Source organism: Caballeronia sp. AZ7_KS35, assembly GCF_023631045.1.
Lineage (GTDB): Bacteria > Pseudomonadota > Gammaproteobacteria > Burkholderiales > Burkholderiaceae > Caballeronia > Caballeronia zhejiangensis.
On sequence record NZ_JALQDV010000001.1, the window covers coordinates 356908 to 377595 of the forward strand.

The window sequence follows — 20688 nt, forward strand, 5'->3', positions numbered from 1 at the left end:
CGCACCGCCGTTTTCGTTTCTATTGCCTTTTTTAGCGAGGGCGTTCAGACGAACGCGTGACGCCTGCCAAGCGCCGCGAGCAACGCCGGCCACTCTTCGATTTCGGCGTAGTCGTGAACTTCCTCCAGCTCGATCAGCAGATCGATGATGTTCGGATCGTAGGCATTCACGTTCGATGCGTAGAGCGCCCGCAGCAGACCGCCGTCCCGTGCATGCCGATAGTAGCAAATGCCGACGCCTTCCAGCTCCGGCTCGTACACATCGTCGCGCACGAGCGACCCGATCGCGCACTTGCGGCCTTCCGGACTGCGAAGCCTGCACGAACCGTTGTCGTCTTCCGAGACCGCGCGCTGCGTCAGCAAGTGCTCGCTGACGCGCTCGTAAATGTCCTTCGGGCTCAACATCGTAATAGGGCTCAACATCACAGCACCTGCAATATCACGCGGCCGTTTTAAGAAGTTCGGCTGACAACCCGAACTGACGCGCGATCGACGTCAAACGCTCGCGCCATTCCCATTTGCCGAAGACGTCATGCACGTTCTGCAGGCACGACAGCAGCTCGACGGTGTTGGGATCGAACACGTTGATGCGCGAACGGAGCAGCGCGCGCTTCAGCGCCACGACGCCGACATCCATGTACGCCGGCACCTGCTCGGGCGGCTTCGCGATGAAGCGAATGGGCACGCCTTCCATCGCGGTGACATAGTCGCGCGGCTTGATGAAGCTCCCGACAGGGCAGCCGCCGCAGTATCCGCGATAGGCGCCGCCGCCCCGCGGCAGCAAAGCCGCTTGCCCTTGTCCGAAAAGATGCTGGACTGCGCTGTTGAAAATCTCCTGATGCGTCAGGAAGTTCAAGCTTTTCATGATCTTCTCCCCTGCGCCCCTGCGCAGCGGCCATACGTTTAAGTATTCGAGAACCTGCACCTGCTTACCGAAAGCGGCAGCGTCGTTGCAAATATGGCGCAACAGAGTCGACGCTCGCCGCCCGGCCTCTGCTCCGAGCACGGCGGTTTTCCCGGCCTGGGCGTGTGGTTTGACTGCGCCCTGTGTGCTCGCGTCGGATTTCTACACTCAGTGACGATCCGTACACCGTCAGTTATAAAGGTTCGGAACGGTAAAAAGGTGCGCCAGCGCACGCGAGGAAGCCATTTTTACACGGCTCGTACGTTCGTGCAGTGCGGAAAACCCGGCCAAAAGCCTTGCAGCTCGGGCAATTGCGCGTGCTTCACTGCAAAAAAACGTCATCTATAAGGATTTACCCTAGATCGCGTAGATTACTCTATACGATGTTGTCAAAAGGCAAAGTTTTTCCGCATAGGAATCGATCAAAGCGGGGTTTTTGCAACGGTCTTCCGTTTTGTCTTAGGTTTTTCTCGCGACATGCAACCCACGGCGTGATCGTTGACCATGCCGGTGGCCTGCATGAACGCGTAGCAAATCGTCGTGCCGACGAACTTGCAGCCGTATTTCTTGAGCGCCTTGCTGAGCGTGTCCGATTCCGGCGTGGACGCGGGCGTGGGATTTTTCGCATCGCGCGGCGTGTCGATCGTTTTGCCGTCGACGAACGACCAGACGAAATGCGCGAACGAGCCGTGCTCCTGCTGGATCTGCTTCACGGCGCGTGCATTGAGCACCGCCGATTCGATCTTCGCCCGGTTACGCACGATGCGCGCGTCCTGCACGATCCGCTCGACGTCCTTCTCGGTGAAGCGCGCCACCTTGTCGATGTCGAAGCCCGCGAAGAGCGCGCGATAGCCCTCGCGCTTGTTGAGGATCGTCGACCAGGAAAGGCCCGCCTGCGCGCCTTCCAGCACCAGCATTTCGAACAGATGCCGGTCGTCGTGCGACGGCACGCCCCATTCGCCGTCGTGATATTCGATCATCGCGTCGGTCGTGGCCCAGGCGCAGCGGGTGTGTTCGGCGTCTGCCATTGCGAGTCCTCATCATTATTTTGAATCGCGTCAGCATAGCGGATCGCCCGTATCGCGCCATCTATGCCATTCGGCCAATTGGCGCGCGTCGCGGCCGCCGGTAAGCTTGCGCCCATGACTACATCTTCGACTTCGGCATTTGACGGCTTCCTGCTCGGCATCGACGGCGGCGGGAGCGGCACGCGCGTTATTCTCGCCGACGCGCACGGAAACGAACTGGCGCGCGCGAGCGGCGGACCTTCGGGGCTCGGGCTCGGGGTGGCGCGCGCGTGGCAATCGATCGGCGACGCGTGCGCGCGCGCATTCGAGGCCGCCGCGCTGCCGTTCGACTGGCGCAACTGCGCACTCGGCTGCGGCCTGGCGGGCGTCAACAACGCGGACTGGCTCACCGCGTTTCTCGGCGCGGCGCCGGACGTGCGCGCGTTGAGCGTGGAAAGCGACGCCTATACGACCGTGCTCGGCGCGCACGGCGGGGAATCCGGCGTGATCGTCGCGCTCGGCACGGGCAGCATCGCGGCGTCGCTGGACGAATCGGGCGTTTGCCGAATCGCGGGCGGCTACGGCTTTCCGAGCGGCGATGAAGCCAGCGGCGCGTGGCTCGGCCTGCGCGCGGTGGTGCATCTGCAGCGCGTGCTCGACGGCCGCGCGCCGGAAGATGGCTGGTCGCGCGCGATGCTCGCCCACACTGGCGCGACGGATCGCAACAGTCTCGTCGTCTGGGTGTGCGCCGCGAATCAAACCGCTTATGCGACGCTTGCACCCACCGTGTTCGAGTTCCGCGACCATCCCGAGGCCGCGCGTCTGCTGGATCAGGCGGGGCAGGAAATCGCGAAACTCGTCGCGGCGCTCGATCCCGCCGGCGTGCTGCCCGTCGCGCTGTGCGGCGGGCTGGCCGCGCCTTACGAGCCATTCGTGCCGGCCATGTTGCGCGAACGCATGCGTGCGCCACGCGCCGATTCCGCAGCGGGCGCGCTCGAACTGGCGCGACGCGCGGCGTCCGCTTTCGCGGCTGCGGACGGTGCGGCGCGATAAAATACCGACCTTCGCGGCACCACAAAGGCAGTCATGTATTCGGTTATCGCTACTGATCTCGACGGTACGCTTCTCAACAGCGACCACCAGCTCGATCCCTTCACCGCCGAAACCGTGCGCGCGCTCGCGGCGCGCGGCGTGCCTATCGTCATCGCGACGGGCCGGCATTATCGCGACGTCGCCGGCATTCGCGATGTGCTCGGCGTCGACGCGTATCTCATCACGTCCAACGGCGCGCGCGTGCATACGCCGGCCGACGAGCGCATTTATTCGCGCGACCTCGAGCCCGCCGCCGTGCGCCGTCTCGTGCAGCCCGAGATCGCGGGCAGCGAGCGCGTCATCGTCAATCTTTTTGCCGACGACGCCTGGCTCATCGACCGTCACGCGCCCGAGTTGCTGGTCTTCCACCAGGATTCCGGCTTCAAGTACGAAGTGATGGATCTGCGCGAGCATGATGGCGAGAACATCGCGAAAGTGCTGTATATCGGCGATCCGGCCGATCTGAAGGTGACCGCCGCGAACCTCGAACGGGAGTTCGGCGATTCGCTCTACGTCACGTATTCGCTGCCGGACTGTCTGGAAGTGATGACGTCGGACGTATCGAAAGGGCGCGCGCTGCGTTTCGTGCTGGAGCGGCTCGATGTCGATACCGCGCAATGCGTCGCGTTCGGCGACAACATGAACGATATCGATCTGCTCGAAACCGCCGGGCATCCGTTCATGATGAACAACGCGAACCCCGATCTGATCAAGCGCCTGCCGAACGTGCCGCGTATTGGGTACAACTTCGAGGCGGGCGTCGCGCATCAGCTGCGCAAGCTGTTCGACATTCGCGACGAACTCGCGTCGCCGGGACAGACGCCCGACTGATATCCGTCACGGCGGGCCGCGGACCTCGATCCGCGGCCGGTCCCGCTTATCCGCGATGGCCCCAGTTGTTGCCGTAGCCGCCGTGGTTCCAGCCCGCGCGGTCGTATCGGCCATAGTCGCGATGATCGCGGCCATACCAGCGCGGCGCTTCGTGGCGATAGTACGGCGCGCGATACGCCGGGACCGCGGGACGCACGTACACCGGAGCCGGCGCCACATAAGCCGGCGCGCCGAGCGAGACGCCGATGTGCAGATCGCTGTGAGCCTGAGCCGCGCCGACAGCACCGATAGCAAGACCAGTCGCGACAAGCATGTGGGTGACGATGCGCTTCATTGTGTTTCTCCTTTAAGGCGACGTGTGTCGCATGAGTCCAATTTAAGCGCCCGCCGTCTTACATGCTTCGAGGACTTGTTACCGTGTGCAAGGACGGCGTAAGGGAGTTCGCAAGCGCGGCGGCGCCGTCGACATCGCTGGAAGCCTTATCCTTCAAGCCTTCGGCGGCGCGCGAAATGATCCTTGGCATCGCGTGACGGAAATTCATAAGCAGGCTGCGTAATTCGGCATTACATTTGTCGCGCGCGTTTAATCTTTCGTATGTGCGCTGTGGCGCAAAAACAAAAACGGGCGCATTTCGCGCCCGTTTTGCTTGCCGCCGTTTGCTGCCGCCGTGACTTACTTCTGACGCGTCAGCAACGGATAAAGCACGCCCGCGAGAATCGCGCCGACGATCGGCGCAATCCAGAACAGCCACAGCTGATCGAGTGCCCAGCCGCCGACGAAGAACGCCTGGCTCGACGAGCGCGCCGGATTCACCGACGTGTTCGTGACCGGAATCGAGATCAGATGGATGAGCGTCAGGCACAGGCCGATGGCAAGCGGCGCGAAGCATTTCGGCGCGCGCTCGTCGGTGGCGCCGAGGATCACGAAGAGGAAGAAGAACGTCATCACGATTTCGGCGATGAGCGCGGCGGCCATCGAGAAATGCCCCGGCGAGTGCTCGCCGAAACCGTTCGCGGCGAATGCGCTCGACGCGAAGTCGAAGCTCGGATTGCCCGTGGCGATCAGATAGATTACCCACGCGCCGAGCGTCGCGCCGATCACTTGCGCCGCGATGTACGGCACGAGATCGCGCACCGGAAAGCGGCCCGCCGTCGCGAGCCCGATGCTCACGGCCGGGTTCAGGTGGCAGCCCGAGACGTGGCCGATGGCGTAGGCCATCGTCAGGACGGTGAGACCGAATGCCAGCGAAACGCCGGCGAATCCGATGCCGAGTTCAGGAAAGGCCGCGGCGAGCACGGCGCTTCCGCAGCCGCCCAGCACGAGCCAGAAAGTACCGAAAATTTCAGCGCCGAGACGCATTGACAAAAGCATGATTCTGCCTTCGTGAAAAAGATGAAAAGCCGTTGATTTCAAACAAGAACGCGTGACGCGCTTTTGCGCAGCGCAGTTTAAGCGCGGTGTCTTTGCGAACTGTCAAAAATGGTCGATCGGCTCTCAATTCACGGGCATTGCACCGAAACTTCGGATCATTCCTTAGCGAATGTCTTAACAAGCGCGCAAAAAAATGCCGCCCGGCAAGCGGGCGGCAGTTCCAGCAAATCTGGTCAGGAAGGCAATCAGCCCACCGCGACCTGACGCAACACCGGGCGCTTCGCGGCCTGAAGCATCGCCGTGTAGCTTTCGACGTAGTTCTGCGCCATCGTCTGCGCGCTGAAGCGGCGCTCGAACTGCGCGCGGATTTCCGTGCGCGACAGCTCGTCGAGACGTTGCAGCGCGCCGACCGCGCCATGCACGTCCTCGCAGATGAAGCCCGTCACGCCGTGGTCGATCACTTCCGGCACCGAACCGCGATTGAACGCGATCACCGGCGTGCCGCAGGCCATCGCCTCGATCATCACGAGGCCGAACGGCTCGTTCCAATCGATCGGGAAGAGCAGCGCCTTCGCGCCCGACAGAAATTCCGGCTTCTGCGCTTCATTGATCTCGCCGATGAACTCGACGTGCGCCTGCGAAAGCAGCGGTTCGATCGTCGACTTGAAGTATTCCTGGTCGACCTTGTCCACCTTGGCGGCGATCTTCAGCGGCAGACCGCTCTGGGCCGCGATCTTGATTGCGAGATCGGCGCGCTTTTCCGGGCAGATGCGGCCCAGGAAGGCGAGATATTCCGGCTTCTTGTGGGGCTGCGGCGTCAGCAACTGGCTCGGCAGACCGTGATAAACGGTGTTCAGCCAGTTCGCCTGCGGCAGCGGCCCGCGCTGATTGTCCGAGATCGAAATGACGTTCGCCTTCGTGAACGTGTTGAAGATCGGTTGCAGTTCCGGCAGATCGAGCCGGCCGTGCAGCGTCGTCACGAAAGGCGTGTCCATCTGCGTGAACAGCGGGAACGGCATGTAATCGAGGTGGAAGTGCAGCACGTCGAACTCGTGCGCGCGCTGGCGGACGGTTTCGAGCAGCAGCATGTGCGGCGCGAGCGCGTCGCGCACGGTCGGATCGAGACGCAACGCACGCGGCCACACGGGTTCGAGCGTCGCCTTGGTTTGCGAATCGCCGCTGGCAAACAACGTTACATCATGGCCGAGCTCGACGAGCGCATCCGTCAGATAAGACACGACGCGCTCAGTGCCGCCGTAAAACTTCGGGGGAACTGCTTCGTGCAACGGTGCAATTTGTGCGATTCGCATAACGTGACTCTCCATGTAGGTAAGGCATTGCAGTCACGCTCCGGTCGAGCGCTCAACGCATGCCATTCGGGCGGGCCGCGTGTGGTTGGACGCCGCCCGAGACAGGCCCGGAGATGAAAAAACATCGCGACCGGGTTATCCCTTACCGATCATTATCGGGATCGAGACCGGCATTTCACTTCATTTTTCAATCGCTTATCGTTGTTACAGCGCGATACATGTGCTGTTACGAAGTCAGAAATTGCATCGATGGCGGCGATGAGGGCGGATTTGAAGCGTCGGACGCGCCGGGCGGCATGAATGAGCAATTCACGGTCCTGCGGCCTGAAAGGCGCGACAGCGCGCGCCAAAAAAAACGGGGCGCGGCTATTAAGTCAGACGAATACGTGCCGATAACGCATGTCTGCCGAGCGGCATCGAAGCGGCCGGCTTGTAAGAAATTTTCCTACACGATTCTTCGCGAAACTCCGTCGTAGCGTCGGATGCTTTGTCCGACAGGCGCGGCCGCGGGCATCGGCGACAATCGAATCGACAACAGACAACACGCGCGGGGCCGCATTCGCGTTTCTTTGCGAATTCGAGCAAACGTTCCCGCCGGGCCTGACCAGCCACGTTTCGATTCGGGGAAAAGATGACGACCAGCACTACGAGTACGCTCGCGGAAATCCGCGAGGTGAACCTGTCGTACTTGCTCCTCGCTCAGCGGCTTCTTCAGGAAGACCGCATCTCGGCGATGTATCGCCTGGGCCTTTCGGAGCAGGTTGCGCAAGTTCTGGCTTCGCTGACGCTCGCGCAGGCAGTGAAAGTGGCGTCGTCGAGCCATTTGCTGTGCCGCTTTCGTTTCGATGACCACGCGATCCTTTCGTCGCTCGCTGACAAGGACCGCAGCGCGGCGCTCGCGCACGCCCACGCGGCGATTGTGCTGGCGGACAGTCCCCTCGAGCAGATCGGCTGACGCCGCGCGCGAAGCCCGATGGCGACGAAAAGCGTGGTCGCGGAGGTCCGCGAAATCACTTTGGCGATCGAGCTGATCGAGCTCGGCGCGCGCCTGCAACTGCTCGAAGCGGAAACGAGCCTGTCGCGCGACCGTCTCATCAAGCTCTATAAGGAACTGAAAGGCGTGTCGCCGCCCAAGGGCATGCTGCCGTTCTCGACGGACTGGTTCATGACGTGGCAGCCGAACATCCATTCGTCGCTGTTTCACGGCATTTATCGCTTCATGGCGGCCAACGACAAGAGCCAGCCGACGATTCACGCGATCGTGAAAAGCTACCGCCTCTATCTCGAACACGCGGCGCTGTACGGCGACGAACCCGTGCTGTCGCTCACGCGCGCGTGGACGCTCGTGCGCTACTTCGAATCCGGCATGCTCCAGACCAACGTCTGCACGCGCTGCCGCGGACGTTTCGTCGCACATGCGTACGAACTGCGCGCCGGTTACGTGTGCGGCCTCTGCCAGCCGCCATCGCGCGCGGGCAAGACGCGCAAGGCGGGCGCGGACCGCGAAGCGGGGCGGATCGCCGCCTGATCCGCGCGCCCGCGTCCGTCTAAAAGCGATCGTGGTACGAAAGCCCGACGGTCATCCCGTGCGGCGTGCGCTGATACATGATCGCCCAATGCGTCACCGATGCGCCGATCCACGCACCGAGCGCGTCGGCGGCCAGATCCTTGTAGGAGAAGCCGTCCGTGCGGCAGGTTCCGTCGACGATTTCCTTCGCCAAGCCCGGCGCAGTGCCGATCAACGTGCCGTAGACGACCGGATGGTCCGAGCCGCGCGTCAAATAGGCGCCGAGCGCGCGGAACGGCGCGGACGCGGCCACGTGGGCAAGTTTGTCGGAGCCGGTCCAGCTATCCGATGTCTGCATACGCCAGGCGCCGCGCGAACCGCTGCAGTCGAAACCCGCATGCGCGAATGAACTCGCGGTCACTGTCAGCGCGAGCGCGCTGGCCTGTTTCATTGCTCCTGTCATCGTTCTCTCCGATTTCACGACTTCGCGTCTCCAACAAAACTGAACGCGCGTTCGTATTATCGGCAGAAAATGTGACGTTTCGTGTCGAACGGGAAAATTTTGTTTCGCCGCTAGCAAAAGTTCGATATTTGGTTGCCGTGAATCAGCGATTGAGACGCAGATTTTGCGAAACAGCGAGAAGGTCGCGCGGCAAACCGCACGGAACGTACAGCGGTTTGACCGTGCCCCAAAGTTTTCCAGTCGAGTGCCGTAAACCACTTAACGGCGGTCTTACCGCATCAAACGTGAGGACTCGACTGTGCTGATTTTCATTGGATCGCTCGTGACATTGCTGTCCGTCTTCGGCGGCTATGCCATCGAAGGCGGCCACCTTGGCGCGCTCATGCAGCCGGTCGAAATTCTGATGATCGCGGGCGCGGGCGTCGGCGCGTTCATCCTCGGCAACAACGTCAAGACCATCAAGGCGACGATTCAGGTGCTGCCGACGCTCTTCAAGGGCGCGAAGTACGACAAGAGCATGTACATGGAGCTGATGGGCCTGCTCTACGTGCTGCTCGCGAAAGCGCGCAAGGAAGGCACGCTCGCGCTCGAAGCGGATATCGAAGATCCGGCGAAGAGCCCGGTGTTCAGCCAGTACCCGAAGATTCTCGCGGACCATCACATCGTCGAATTCCTGACGGATTACCTGCGCCTCATGGTGAGCGGCAACATGAACGCGTTCGAGATCGAAAGCCTCATGGACGAGGAAATCGAGACGCATCACGTCGAAGGCGAAGCGCCGGCGCACGCGCTCACCAAGGTCGGCGACGCGATGCCCGCGTTCGGCATCGTCGCGGCGGTGATGGGCGTCGTGCACACGATGGCCTCCGCCGATCAGCCGCCCGCGATTCTCGGCGAGATGATCGCGCAGGCGCTCGTCGGCACCTTCCTCGGCATTCTGCTTTCGTACGGCTTCATCGGACCGCTCGCGAACGTCGCGGAACAGCGCGTCGCGGAGCAGACCAAGATGTTCCAGTGCATCAAGGTGACGATCCTCGCGAGCCTGAATGGCTACGCCCCCGCGATCGCGGTGGAATTCGGCCGCAAGGTGCTGTTCTCGACGGAGCGCCCGTCGTTCTCCGAGCTGGAAGAACACGTGCGCAAGGTCAAGTCGAAGTGACTTCCGCCATAGTCGAGACACAACGATGAGCAACGATACCGATCGCCCGATATTCATCAAGCGCGTCGTCGCGGGCAAGAAAGGCCATCACGGCGGCGCGTGGAAACTCGCCTACGCGGACTTCATGACCGCGATGATGGCGTTCTTCCTGCTGATGTGGCTGCTTTCCTCGACGTCGCCGGTGCAGCGGCGCGGCATCGCCGAATATTTTCAGATGCCGCTCAAGGCCGCGATGGTCGGCGGCAAGACCGTCGGCATGGACAACAGCATCATCATGGGCGGCGGCCGCGACATTTCCAGCACCGACGCAGGCGCCGCGCGCAAGACCGATGGCGCCACGCAGCTCGCGCAGCGTGCCTCGTCCGACACCGACGAAGAACTGCTCAAGTCCGCGCAGGGCGAGCTCGAACGGCGCGAGCAGGTGCGCCTGCACGATCTTCAGGTGAAGCTCATGGCCGCGATCGAGGCCAATCCGACGCTGCGCCAGTTCAAGCAGCAGATCCGCATCGAATCGACGCAACAGGGCTTGCGCATCGAAATCGTCGATACCCAGAAGCGCCCGATGTTCGCGCTCTCCAGCGACGCCGTGCAGCCGTACATGCGCGACATCCTGCGCGAGATCGGCCGCTCGCTCAACGACGTGCCGAATCACATCGTCGTGCAGGGACATACCGACGCCGTGAAGTACGCGGGCGGCGACAAGGGCTACAGCAACTGGGAGCTGTCCGCGGACCGCGCGAACGCGTCGCGGCGCGAGCTGGTCGCGGGCGGCATGGACGAAGGAAAGGTGATGCGCGTGCTCGGACTCGCATCGACGCAAAACCTGAACAAGAAAGATCCGCTCGATCCGGAGAACCGGCGCATCAGCGTGATCGTGCTCAATCGCAAGACGGAGCTGTCGATGCTGCGCGACGACGGCTCACGCGGCGCGACGCTCGACAACGGCACGGACGCGAACGGCAATCCGTCGTCGGCGCTCGGCCAGCTCATTCCCGGCGTCGCGGTGAGACCCGTGGCGAAGTGAGCAAAAACCTCGAAAAAGACGCTCAAGTGTCGACACGTTTCGACCGTCATCCCGGCAAGAGACAAACATGATCAAACACATTCTGGCAATCGACGATTCAGCCGCGATGCGGCAAATCCTCTCGGCGACGCTGGCGGCGGCGGGTTACCAAGTGACCGTTGCGTCGGACGGCGACGAGGGGCTGGAGTGGGCGCTCGCGGAGCGCTTCGATCTCGTTCTGACCGATCAGCACATGCCGGGCAGAAGCGGGCTCGATCTGATCGTGGCGCTGCGCGGAAATCCCGCATACAAGGCGACGCCGATTCTCGTGCTGACGACCGAAGGCGGCGAGCCGTTCAAGGACGCGGCGCGCTCGGCGGGCGCGACAGGCTGGATCGAGAAGCCGCTCGATCCGGACCTGCTGACGGAACTGGTCGCCGCGCTCTCCGAAGAAACGCAGCACTAAAGCGAACGCACAAGACAACTCGCGCACGCACGCGCCGATGGTGACTCAAGCATGACACTCGACATTACCCAGTTCTACCAGACCTTCTTCGACGAAGCAGACGAACTGCTCGCGCAGATGGAGCAACTGCTGCTCGTTCTGGACATCGCGAATCCCGATCCGGAAGACCTCGCGGCGATCTTCCGCGCGGCGCACTCGATCAAGGGCGGCGCGGCGACGTTTGGTTTCACCGCGCTCACCGAAACGACGCACATCCTCGAATCGCTGCTGGACCGCGCGCGCAACAACGAACTCGTCCTGCGCCGCGACATGATCGACACGTTCCTCGCGACGAAGGACGTGCTGTCGGATCAGCTCGCCGCGTATCGCGCGAGCGCGGAGCCGGATGCGGCCGCGGCCGCCGCGATCTGCGCGAAGCTCGAGCGTCTGAAGAACGAACAGGCCGAAGGCGCACCGTCCGGCCGGATCGAGCCGCCCGCGCTGACGGGCACCGACGCGAACGTCGCGTCCGCCGCGAGCGGGAACGCCGCGCCGGCCTACGACGGGCCGAATGCGCCGCCCGCCCACGTGCTTTCGCAGGCGATGGACGCGATCGAGGACGACGGCAACTGGGACGGCGCGTTCGAGCTCGCCGATGGAACGAATGCAGGAACCGCTGCCGCGACGCCGGGACACACCGGCGCGCCGCACGCGGAAGTTGGACCCCACCTGAAAATTACGCTACGGGGGGTGGGCGAGAAGGACCTGGCGACTCTGATCGAGGAGCTGGGGAACCTGGGAAGCATCGTCGGAGAAAAGAAAGCGGACGCCGAGTACGTGGTATGGCTCGACTCGGACGTCCCCGCCGACGATATCGTCGCTGTGTGCTGCTTCGTGATCGATGAAAAGCAGATCACGATCGGCCGCGGCGATGCAGCGGCGCAATCCGCAGAAGCCCAGCCGGCGCGCCTGGAAGCGACGGCCACGCAGATTGCGCAACCCACGATACACGAAGAGCCGAAGCAATCGCAGGCGCACGCGGCGCCCGCATCCGCCGCTGGCAAGGAAACAGTGAAGGAAGAAGCGGCGACGGCGGCGGGCTCGAAAGACCCGTCCGCCGCTCAGCCGGCAAAGTCCGCAGCAAGCGACGCCGACAAGAAAGCGCGCCCGCAGGCTGCGGCATCGGCGGAAGGCAGCTCGATTCGCGTCGGCGTGGAGAAGGTCGATCAGCTCATCAACCTGGTGGGCGAACTCGTCATCACGCAGGCGATGCTCGCGGAAACCACGAGCACGTTCGATCCCGCGTTGCACGACCGCCTGTTCAACGGCATGGCGCAGCTCGAGCGCAACGCGCGCGATCTGCAAGAGGCCGTCATGTCCATCCGCATGATGCCGATGGATTACGTTTTCAGCCGCTTCCCGCGCCTCGTGCGCGACATCGCCGGCAAGCTCGGCAAGGAAGTGGAACTCGTCACGTTCGGTCAGGCCACCGAACTCGACAAGAGCCTGATCGAGCGCATCATCGATCCGCTCACGCACCTCGTGCGCAACTCGCTCGATCACGGCATCGAGACCGTGGAAGCGCGCCGCGCGGCGGGCAAGTCGACGACCGGCCAGCTCGTGCTCTCGGCGGCGCATCACGGCGGCAACATCGTGATCGAAGTGAGCGACGACGGCGCGGGCCTGCGCCGCGACAAGATTCTCGCGAAGGCGCAGAAGCAGGGCATGCAGGTTTCCGAATCGATGAGCGACGAAGAAGTCTGGCAACTCATCTTCATGCCGGGCTTCTCGACCGCCGAACAAGTGACGGACATTTCCGGCCGCGGCGTCGGCATGGACGTGGTGAAGCGCAACATCCAGTCGATGGGCGGCCACGTCGAAATCATGTCGCGCCAGGGCGCGGGCACGACGACGAAGATCGTGCTGCCGCTCACGCTCGCGATTCTCGACGGCATGTCGGTGAAGGTCGGCAAGGAGATCTTCATTCTGCCGCTCAACTTCGTGATGGAGTCGCTGCAACCGGTCGCCGAGGACATCTACACGGTCGCGAACGGCGAGCGCGTCGTGCGCGTGCGCGGCGAATATCTGCCGCTCGTCGCGCTGCATCGCGTGTTCGATGTCGAAGGCGCGCGCACGGAGCCGACGCAGGGCATCGTCACGATCATGCAGACGGAAGGACGCCGCTTCGCAATGCTGATCGACGAGCTCGTCGGCCAGCAGCAAGTCGTCGTCAAGAACCTCGAAACGAATTACCGCAAGGTGCACGGCATTTCCGCCGCGACCATCCTGGGCGACGGAAGCGTCGCGCTGATCGTCGACGTGGCCGCGCTCAACCGCGAATCGCGCGCACAGCACGGCGCGCACGCTCACTAATACCGAAGGAGTCTTTCATGGCAGACGTTCAATCGATTCAAACCGCTGCGCCTTCGCGTCGTGACACGCAAAACACGGAAGCAGCCGGACAGGAATTCCTCGTGTTCACGCTCGGCGCCGAGGAATACGGCATCGACATCCTGAAAGTGCAGGAGATCCGCGGCTACGACAACGTTACACGCATCGCGAATGCGCCCGGGTTCATCAAGGGCGTGATCAATCTGCGCGGCATCATCGTGCCGATCGTCGACATGCGCATCAAGTTCAATCTGGGCCGCGTCGAGTACGACAACCAGACGGTCGTCATCATCCTGAACGTCGCGCATCGCGTGGTCGGCATGGTCGTCGACGGCGTGTCGGACGTGCTCACGCTCACGCAGGAACAGGTGATGCCCGCGCCGGAATTCGGCGGCACGCTCGCGACCGAATATCTGACGGGCCTCGGCACGGTCGACGGCCGCATGCTGATCCTGATGGACATCGAGAAGCTCATGACGAGCCGCGAGATGGAGTTGATCGACTCCGTCGGCGCATAAAAACGTATTCAGGAAGCAGGAAGAAGCCATGCTGAAGAAGTTGTCGATCCGCACGACGCTCACGCTCGTCGGCTTGTTGTTCGTCGGTTGCGCGGCGCTCATCGGCGCACTCGCGCTCGTCGGACTGAACTCGGCCAATGCGTCGCTCGCGTCGCTCGCGCAGGAAGACATGGTCGCGATGCGCGCGCTTTCAGAAACGTCGTCGTATCTGCTGCGCTCGCGCGTGACGCTCGACCGCGTGCGTTCGCTCGCCGAAGCGGGCAATACGGAAGAAGCGAAGAAGGCGATCGATCGCGGCCAGTATCTGCTCGACAAGAGCAACGAGAACTGGAAGCTCTATCTCGATACGCCGAAGCCGATGCTCCCGAAGGACACGCTCGATGCGCTCGTCGCCCAGCACGAGACGCTCGTGAAGACCGGCGTGGAGCCGGAGTTCACCGCGATCCGGGCGAACGACCTGGCCGCGTATCACGCGATCGCGGACACGAAGATCAGCCCGATGTTCGTCGCGTTCGATCAGGCCGTGACGGCTGCGGTCGCGTCGCATCAGGCGCACGCGGAAAGCTCGCGCGCCAGCACGTCGTCGAATATCGCGGCGCTCAACATGACGATCGGCGCGGTGCTCGTGCTCGCGGTGCTGATGCTGATCGGCACGCGCATGGCGCTCTCCAGCCTGATCGTGAAGCCGATCAACGAGGCCGTCGATCACTTCGACCGCATCTCGCGCGGCGATCTCACGCAGTCCGCGCAGAGCGAAAGCGGCAACGAAATCGGCCGCCTGTTCGCGGGTATCGAGCGCATGCGCGGCAATCTGACGACGATGGTCGGCGCGGTACATCGCGGCGCGGAATCGATCGATGTCGGCGCGCATGAAATCGCGAGCGGCAACACGGATCTGTCGCAGCGCACGGAAGAGCAGGCGGCGTCGCTGCAGGAAACGGCGTCGAGCATGGAAGAGCTCACGAGCACGGTGAAGCAGAACGCCGACAACGCGCGCCAGGCGAGCCAGCTCGCGGTGAACGCGTCAGATATCGCTTCGCGCGGCGGTGAAGTCGTCGAGCAGGTCGTCGAGACGATGCACGCCATTGCATCGAGCTCGAACAAGGTCGTGGACATCATCGGCGTGATCGAAGGCATCGCGTTCCAGACCAACATTCTCGCGTTGAACGCGGCCGTGGAAGCGGCGCGCGCGGGCGAGGAAGGGCGGGGATTCGCGGTCGTGGCGGGCGAAGTGCGCTCGCTCGCGCAACGCAGCGCGGCGGCGGCGAAGGAAATCAAGGCGCTCATCGGCGATTCGGCCGCGAAGGTCGACAGCGGCACGGAACTCGTCGCGCGCGCCGGTCAGACGATGAGCGAGATCGTGCAAGCGGTGCGCCGCGTGACCGACATCATGGGCGAGATCAGCGCGGCGTCGGAGGAACAGTCCGATGGCATCGAGCAGGTCAATCGCGCCGTCACGCAGATGGACAGCGTGACGCAGCAGAACGCCGCGCTCGTCGAGCAGGCGGCCGCCGCTGCGGCATCGCTCGAAGAGCAGACGCGTCAGCTGAAGGACGTGGTCGCGCAATGGCGCGTGCAAGGCGCGGCGGCAGCGCCGGCGCGCACGAGCGCATCGACGGCCGTGGCGCGTCTTGCGCCGGCGGCGCGCGTCGAACCGTCGACGTCTTCGGTTGCATCGAAAGCGAAAGCTGTCGAGACGCCAAAAGTTGCGCCGGAAGCGGCCGTTAATAAGGAAGCAGTCAAGGAAACAGTCAAGCCGGCGATCAAGCCGGCGAGCGTTGCCAAGCCCGCTGCGGCACCGCGTGCGAAAGCGACGACCGCCGACGACGGCGACTGGGAAACCTTTTAACCGGACCGGAACGAAAACGGCCATGCAGGCATCGCGCACCACGATCGACACGCAGGAAAAGCGCGAGTCCGCATGGTCGAGCGCGACGAACACGCCACATCGGACGTCGGGGACGACGTCAAGGAAGCACGAAACATCATGATGGCAACGCGCAACGCGCGTGTCGACTTGCCCGCCAATGTGCGCGGCTCGGAAGTCGAGCGCGATTTCGAATTCACATCGGCGGATTTCGCCCGCATTCGCGAGCTGATTCATCGCCGCGCAGGCATCTCGCTGTCGGACCACAAACGCGACATGGCGTACAGCCGCCTCGCGCGCCGGCTGCGCGCCTGCGGCATCGATACGTTCAAGCAGTATCTCGACCGTCTCGAAACCAACGACGACAACGCCGAATGGGAAGCGTTCGTCAACGCGCTGACCACGAACCTGACGGCGTTTTTCCGCGAGTCGCATCACTTTCCGATTCTCGCGGACTTCGTGAAGCGCCGGCAGCAGCCGTTCTCGGTGTGGTGCTCGGCGGCGTCGACCGGCGAGGAGCCGTATTCCATCGCGATGACGCTCGTCGAAGCGTTGGGCGAACACGCCGCGCGCCAGTGCACGGTGTTCGCGAGCGACATCGACAGTCAAGTGCTCGCGAAAGCCGAAGCGGGCGTGTATTCGCTCGATCAGGTGAAGGCATTGCCCGTCGAGCGTCTCAAGCGCTTCTTCCTGAAGGGCACGGGCGCGCACGCGGGTCTCGTCAAAGTGCGCCCCGAGTTGCGCGCGATGGTGAACTTCGGCCGCGTGAATCTGACCGAAGCGCGCTACGACGTGAAAGGCCCGTTCGACGCGATCTTCTGCCGCAACGTGATGATCTACTTCGACAAGCCGACGCAGGGCCAGGTGCTCACGCGCTTCGAGCCGCTGATGAAGCCGGGCGCGCTGCTCTTCGCGGGGCATTCGGAGAACTTCACGTATGTGTCGCAGGCGTTCAGGCTGCGCGGCCAGACCGTGTACGAACTCACGCGCGATACGAAGGTTGCGAGCGGATCGAAGCGCGCGCTCGCGGGAGAGCCGGCATGAGCGGTCTGCCAATGGCGTCGAATCTCTATTTCGACAATCACTTCAAGAAGCAGGGCGTGAAGCTCCTGCCGAACGAGTTCTACATGACGAGCGAAGACATGGTGCTCGTCACGGTGCTGGGTTCATGCGTGGCGGCGTGCATCCACGATCGCACGGCGGGCATCGGCGGCATGAATCACTTCATGCTGCCCGATGACGGTTCCGACGCGTCGCACGCATCGTCGGATTCGATGCGCTACGGCGCGTACGCGATGGAAGTGCTCATCAACGAGCTCATCAAGCGCGGCGGACGGCGCGAGCGCTTCGAAGCGAAGGTGTTCGGCGGCGGCGCGGTGCTCGCGGGCATGACGACCATCAACATCGGCGATCGCAATTCGGAGTTCGTGCGGCGTTATCTCGCGCTGGAAAAGATTCGCATCGTCGCCGAGGACTTGCAGGGCGCGCATCCGCGCAAGGTCGCGTTCATGCCGCGCTCGGGTCAGGTGATGGTCAAGAAGCTGAAGACGGCGCATGACCCGGTGGTCGTCGAGCGCGAGCAGGCGCTCGTGCAGCGCACGCCGGAAGAGCGCGCGGAGCGGCTCGCGAAAGCGCGTGCGCGCGTCGAGCTGTTTCAGTCGAACGCGAAACCGCGTGCGGAGTCGTTCACGACGAATGCATCGGCGGCGAAGCGCCCGCGCGTCGAGTTGTTCACGTCGCGTCTCAAGACCGTGGAGGAAGCATGAACACAGCGCCAAAGATCAAAGTGCTGTGCGTCGACGATTCGGCGCTCGTGCGCAGCCTGATGACCGAGATCATCAACGCGCAGCCCGACATGCACGTCTGCGCGACCGCGCCCGATCCGCTCGTCGCGCGCGAGCTCATCAAGCTGCATAACCCGGACGTGCTCACGCTCGACGTCGAAATGCCGCGCATGGACGGACTCGACTTCCTGGAAAAGCTGATGCGCCTGCGACCGATGCCGGTCGTGATGGTGTCGTCGCTGACCGAGCGCGGCAACGAAATCACGCTGCGCGCGCTGGAACTCGGCGCGGTCGATTTCGTCACGAAGCCGAAAGTCGGCATCCGCGACGGCATGCTCGATTACGCGGAAAAGCTCGCCGACAAGGTGCGCGCCGCATCGCGGGCACGCGTGAAGCAGACGACGCACGCGGCGAGCGCGCCGGCGAACGCGGCGACGCACAAGCCCGCGCCGCATTTCAACAATCCGCTCGTGTCGACGGAAAAGCTCGTGATCGTCGGCGCTTCGACGGGCGGAACGGAAGCGATCCGCGAAGTGCTCGTGCCGCTGCCGCCCGATGCGCCCGCGGTGCTCATCGCGCAGCACATGCCGCCGGGCTTCACGAAGTCGTTCGCGCAGCGCCTGAACGGGCTGTGCCGCATCACCGTGAAGGAAGCGGAGCACGGCGAGCGCGTGTTGCCGGGCCACGCGTACATCGCGCCCGGCCACGCGCATCTGGTGCTCGCGAGGAGCGGTGCGAACTATGTCGCGCATCTGTCGGATGCGCCGCCCGTGAACCGGCATCGGCCTTCGGTCGACGTGCTGTTCCGTTCGGCGGCGCAGCACGCGGGCAAGAACGCGATCGGCGTGATCCTGACCGGCATGGGCCGCGACGGCGCCGCCGGTCTTCTGGACATGCAGCAGGCGGGCGCTTACACGCTCGCGCAGGACGAAGCGAGTTGCGTGGTGTTCGGCATGCCGCGCGAAGCGATTGCAATGGGCGGTGCGAGCGAAATCGCGCCGCTCTCTGAAATGAGCCGGCGCGTGATGGCGCGGCTTGCCTCGATGGGCGAACGCGTACAGCGCGTCTGAACTTTGGATTTAAGCGGCGCCGCCGCATTGAGAACACACTGGAGTCATGATGGACAAGAACATGAAGATCCTCGTCGTCGACGATTTTCCGACGATGCGCCGTATCGTGCGTAACCTGCTCAAGGAGCTGGGCTACGGCAACGTCGACGAAGCCGAAGACGGCGCGGCGGGCCTCGCGCGTCTGCGCGGCGGCGGATTCGACTTCGTGATCACCGACTGGAACATGCCGAACCTCGACGGCCTGTCGATGCTTCAGCAGATCCGCGCGGACGCGACGCTCTCGCATCTGCCGGTGCTGATGGTGACGGCCGAGTCGAAGAAGGAAAACATCATCGCGGCGGCGCAAGCGGGCGCGAACGGTTACGTGGTGAAGCCTTTCACGGCCGCCACGCTCGACGAGAAGCTCACCAAGATTCTCGAGAAGATGGCCAAAGCGGGGAGCTGATCTTGAACGATCTGACCACTGAACTCGCAGCCGCGGTCGCCGCGGTTGCCGAAAGCGAAGGCGATCCGTCGAGCGACCGCATTCTCGCGCGCATCGGCCAACTGACGCGCACGCTGCGCGATTCGATGCGCGAGCTCGGCCTCGACAAGCAGGTCGAAGCCGCCGCGCAAGCCGTGCCCGACGCGCGCGACCGCCTGAAATATGTCGCGACGATGACCGAGCAGGCCGCCGAGCGCGCGCTCAACGCGATCGAGCTTGCCAAGCCGATGCAGGAATCGCTGCAAACCGAAGCGCAGGCGCTCGACGCGCGCTGGGCGAAGTGGTACGGCGCGCCGCTCGCGCAGGGCGAGGCGGGGAAACTGCTCGCGCAGACGCGCTCGTTCCTGCAGAGCGTGCCGGAGCGCACGCAGGCGACCAATGCCCAATTGCTCGAAATCATGCTCGCGCAGGATTTCCAGGATCTGACCGGCCAGGTCATCAAAAAGATTACGGACGTCGTGTATCTGATCGAGCAGCAATTGCTGGGCGTTTTGCTCGAGAACATCGCGCCGGAACGCCGCGAGCAGTTCGCTGCATCGGCGGCGGCGCTGATGTCGGCAGTGTCGACCGGCAGTCCGGAAAGCCTGCTGAACGGTCCGCAAATCAATCCCGAAGGACGCAGCGACGTCGTGCAGGATCAGTCACAAGTGGACGATCTGCTCGCCAGCCTGGGATTTTGAGGGTGATTTTGTAAGCCTTCGTAACTTAGGCCGGCCTCGAAGTTGCGAGATGACGCGAAGCGCATACCATTGCGCTTCGCGTTTTTTGTTTCGTGCGCTTGCGAACGTTAGGACGGTTCCACCTGGCTGGCATACTGACGATGTTCGCGCCCGCACGATTTTGGGGCGAAAGGCGGTGGCGCATCTGTCACTCAATCGTCAAGCACCGGTCTCTGAGTCAAGTGGCGGGGCCGGCGGATAACCGATAGGAGGCCCAGTGAAGGCACCGAAGCAATCCCGTCATGGGCATCTCATGAGCGCGTTGGCAATCGTTGCCGGCGCGCTCGGCGTGAGCGCGGCAGCGCCCGCCTACGCCGTGCTCGGCGGCCAGCCGATGGCAGCGCCGCAAGGCGCCACGGCGGAATCATCCACGGCCGCGGTCGCGCGTGCGGCCGTCGCAAGCGGCGCATCGAGCGCATCGACGACATCGGCGTCGAACTACACCGTTCGCACGACCACGCTCGCGAGCGGAACGGTCATCAACGAATATTTGTCGACGGAAGGCGTCGTGTTCGGGATCGCGTGGCACGGTCCCCGCATGCCGGATCTCGCCAGCCTGCTCGGCAGCTATTTCCCGCAGTATCAGCAGGGCCTGAAGGCGCAACGCGCCGCGCGCGGCGGCCGCGGGCCGGTCAGCGTGCAGGATTCCGGACTCGTCGTGGATTCGGGCGGTCACATGGGCTCGTTCGCGGGCAGCGCGTATTTGCCGCAATCGTTGCCTGCCGGCGTGTCCGCCAGCGACATCCAGTAAGCGACGGGAGAC

Annotated in this window: 23 protein-coding genes; 16 read left to right on the forward strand and 7 right to left on the reverse strand. The window is 63.6% G+C overall.

Annotated features, from left to right (window positions below; translation table 11 throughout):
• Positions 1-44: 44 nt before the first annotated feature.
• The 3 genes from NCT05_RS01700 to NCT05_RS01710 form a co-directional block, all read right to left on the reverse strand.
• On the reverse strand, positions 45-422 hold the full coding sequence (locus NCT05_RS01700) for a hypothetical protein (protein ID WP_250501657.1): 378 nt from the start codon (positions 420-422) through the stop codon (positions 45-47).
• 16 nt (positions 423-438) lie between these two features.
• Complete coding sequence (locus NCT05_RS01705) at positions 439-864, reverse strand: hypothetical protein (protein WP_175979735.1); 426 nt, start codon at positions 862-864, stop codon at positions 439-441.
• A 461-nt stretch (positions 865-1325) separates the two neighbouring features.
• A complete protein-coding gene (locus tag NCT05_RS01710; RefSeq protein ID WP_250501658.1) occupies positions 1326-1931 on the reverse strand; it encodes a DNA-3-methyladenine glycosylase I in 606 nt (201 codons plus the stop codon).
• A gap of 114 nt (positions 1932-2045) precedes the next feature.
• On the opposite strand from NCT05_RS01710, the gene NCT05_RS01715 reads away from it, so the two are divergent.
• Positions 2046-2963 carry a glucosamine kinase nucleotide-binding domain-containing protein gene (locus NCT05_RS01715; RefSeq protein ID WP_250501659.1) on the forward strand — a complete coding sequence of 306 codons (918 nt, stop codon included), beginning with the start codon at positions 2046-2048 and terminating at the stop codon, positions 2961-2963.
• Between the two features lie 33 nt (positions 2964-2996).
• Positions 2997-3833 carry a Cof-type HAD-IIB family hydrolase gene (locus NCT05_RS01720; RefSeq protein ID WP_008351897.1) on the forward strand — a complete coding sequence of 279 codons (837 nt, stop codon included), beginning with the start codon at positions 2997-2999 and terminating at the stop codon, positions 3831-3833.
• A gap of 46 nt (positions 3834-3879) precedes the next feature.
• Here the strand turns inward: NCT05_RS01720 and NCT05_RS01725 are convergent, their stop codons facing one another.
• From NCT05_RS01725 to NCT05_RS01735, 3 genes are all read right to left on the reverse strand, one after another.
• On the reverse strand, positions 3880-4167 hold the full coding sequence (locus NCT05_RS01725; RefSeq protein WP_008351896.1) for a hypothetical protein: 288 nt from the start codon (positions 4165-4167) through the stop codon (positions 3880-3882).
• 339 nt (positions 4168-4506) lie between these two features.
• Entirely contained in the window at positions 4507-5205 is a 699-nt protein-coding gene (aqpZ, locus tag NCT05_RS01730; RefSeq protein WP_250501660.1) for an aquaporin Z, read from the reverse strand.
• 245 nt (positions 5206-5450) lie between these two features.
• Positions 5451-6515 (reverse strand): glycosyltransferase family 4 protein, encoded by a 1065-nt coding sequence (locus tag NCT05_RS01735; protein WP_250501661.1) that lies wholly within the window; start codon positions 6513-6515, stop codon positions 5451-5453.
• A 631-nt stretch (positions 6516-7146) separates the two neighbouring features.
• On the opposite strand from NCT05_RS01735, the gene flhD reads away from it, so the two are divergent.
• Together flhD and flhC are read left to right on the forward strand one after the other, a co-directional pair.
• Positions 7147-7470: a flagellar transcriptional regulator FlhD gene (flhD, locus tag NCT05_RS01740; RefSeq protein WP_250501662.1), complete on the forward strand. Its 324-nt coding sequence runs from the start codon at positions 7147-7149 to the stop codon at positions 7468-7470.
• An 18-nt stretch (positions 7471-7488) separates the two neighbouring features.
• Positions 7489-8043: a flagellar transcriptional regulator FlhC gene (gene flhC / locus NCT05_RS01745; protein WP_008351890.1), complete on the forward strand. Its 555-nt coding sequence runs from the start codon at positions 7489-7491 to the stop codon at positions 8041-8043.
• Positions 8044-8062: 19 nt separating this feature from the next.
• On the opposite strand, the gene NCT05_RS01750 is transcribed toward flhC, so the two are convergent.
• Positions 8063-8473 (reverse strand): hypothetical protein, encoded by a 411-nt coding sequence (locus tag NCT05_RS01750; protein WP_502801769.1) that lies wholly within the window; start codon positions 8471-8473, stop codon positions 8063-8065.
• A 310-nt stretch (positions 8474-8783) separates the two neighbouring features.
• On the opposite strand from NCT05_RS01750, the gene motA reads away from it, so the two are divergent.
• The 12 genes from motA (at position 8784) to NCT05_RS01810 (ending at position 20676) form a co-directional block, all read left to right on the forward strand.
• A complete protein-coding gene (gene motA / locus NCT05_RS01755; protein ID WP_008351887.1) occupies positions 8784-9644 on the forward strand; it encodes a flagellar motor stator protein MotA in 861 nt (286 codons plus the stop codon).
• Positions 9645-9669: 25 nt separating this feature from the next.
• A complete protein-coding gene (motB, locus tag NCT05_RS01760) occupies positions 9670-10668 on the forward strand; it encodes a flagellar motor protein MotB (protein WP_250433526.1) in 999 nt (332 codons plus the stop codon).
• A 67-nt stretch (positions 10669-10735) separates the two neighbouring features.
• Positions 10736-11113 carry a response regulator gene (locus NCT05_RS01765; protein WP_008351883.1) on the forward strand — a complete coding sequence of 126 codons (378 nt, stop codon included), beginning with the start codon at positions 10736-10738 and terminating at the stop codon, positions 11111-11113.
• A gap of 51 nt (positions 11114-11164) precedes the next feature.
• Positions 11165-13465, forward strand: coding sequence for a chemotaxis protein CheA (gene cheA, locus NCT05_RS01770; RefSeq protein ID WP_250501664.1), 2301 nt, complete (start codon positions 11165-11167; stop codon positions 13463-13465).
• 17 nt (positions 13466-13482) lie between these two features.
• The gene (cheW, locus tag NCT05_RS01775) at positions 13483-14001 is read left to right on the forward strand and encodes a chemotaxis protein CheW (protein ID WP_008351879.1); all 519 of its coding nucleotides are present in this window, start codon (positions 13483-13485) and stop codon (positions 13999-14001) included.
• Between the two features lie 28 nt (positions 14002-14029).
• Complete coding sequence (locus NCT05_RS01780; protein WP_250501665.1) at positions 14030-15850, forward strand: methyl-accepting chemotaxis protein; 1821 nt, start codon at positions 14030-14032, stop codon at positions 15848-15850.
• A gap of 138 nt (positions 15851-15988) precedes the next feature.
• Entirely contained in the window at positions 15989-16912 is a 924-nt protein-coding gene (locus NCT05_RS01785) for a CheR family methyltransferase (RefSeq protein WP_502801774.1), read from the forward strand.
• Positions 16909-17634: a chemoreceptor glutamine deamidase CheD gene (gene cheD, locus NCT05_RS01790; protein WP_033536555.1), complete on the forward strand. Its 726-nt coding sequence runs from the start codon at positions 16909-16911 to the stop codon at positions 17632-17634. Before NCT05_RS01785 ends, cheD begins: the two co-directional genes overlap by 4 nt.
• A complete protein-coding gene (locus NCT05_RS01795) occupies positions 17631-18722 on the forward strand; it encodes a protein-glutamate methylesterase/protein-glutamine glutaminase (protein ID WP_008351872.1) in 1092 nt (363 codons plus the stop codon). The genes cheD and NCT05_RS01795 overlap by 4 nt, the downstream gene beginning before the upstream one ends.
• Positions 18723-18771: 49 nt before the next feature.
• Entirely contained in the window at positions 18772-19167 is a 396-nt protein-coding gene (gene cheY, locus NCT05_RS01800; RefSeq protein WP_008351870.1) for a chemotaxis response regulator CheY, read from the forward strand.
• 2 nt (positions 19168-19169) lie between these two features.
• Positions 19170-19886 (forward strand): protein phosphatase CheZ, encoded by a 717-nt coding sequence (gene cheZ, locus NCT05_RS01805; protein ID WP_250501666.1) that lies wholly within the window; start codon positions 19170-19172, stop codon positions 19884-19886.
• Positions 19887-20142: 256 nt separating this feature from the next.
• A complete protein-coding gene (locus tag NCT05_RS01810; protein ID WP_239294313.1) occupies positions 20143-20676 on the forward strand; it encodes a DUF2844 domain-containing protein in 534 nt (177 codons plus the stop codon).
• The last annotated feature ends 12 nt before the right edge of the window (positions 20677-20688 follow it).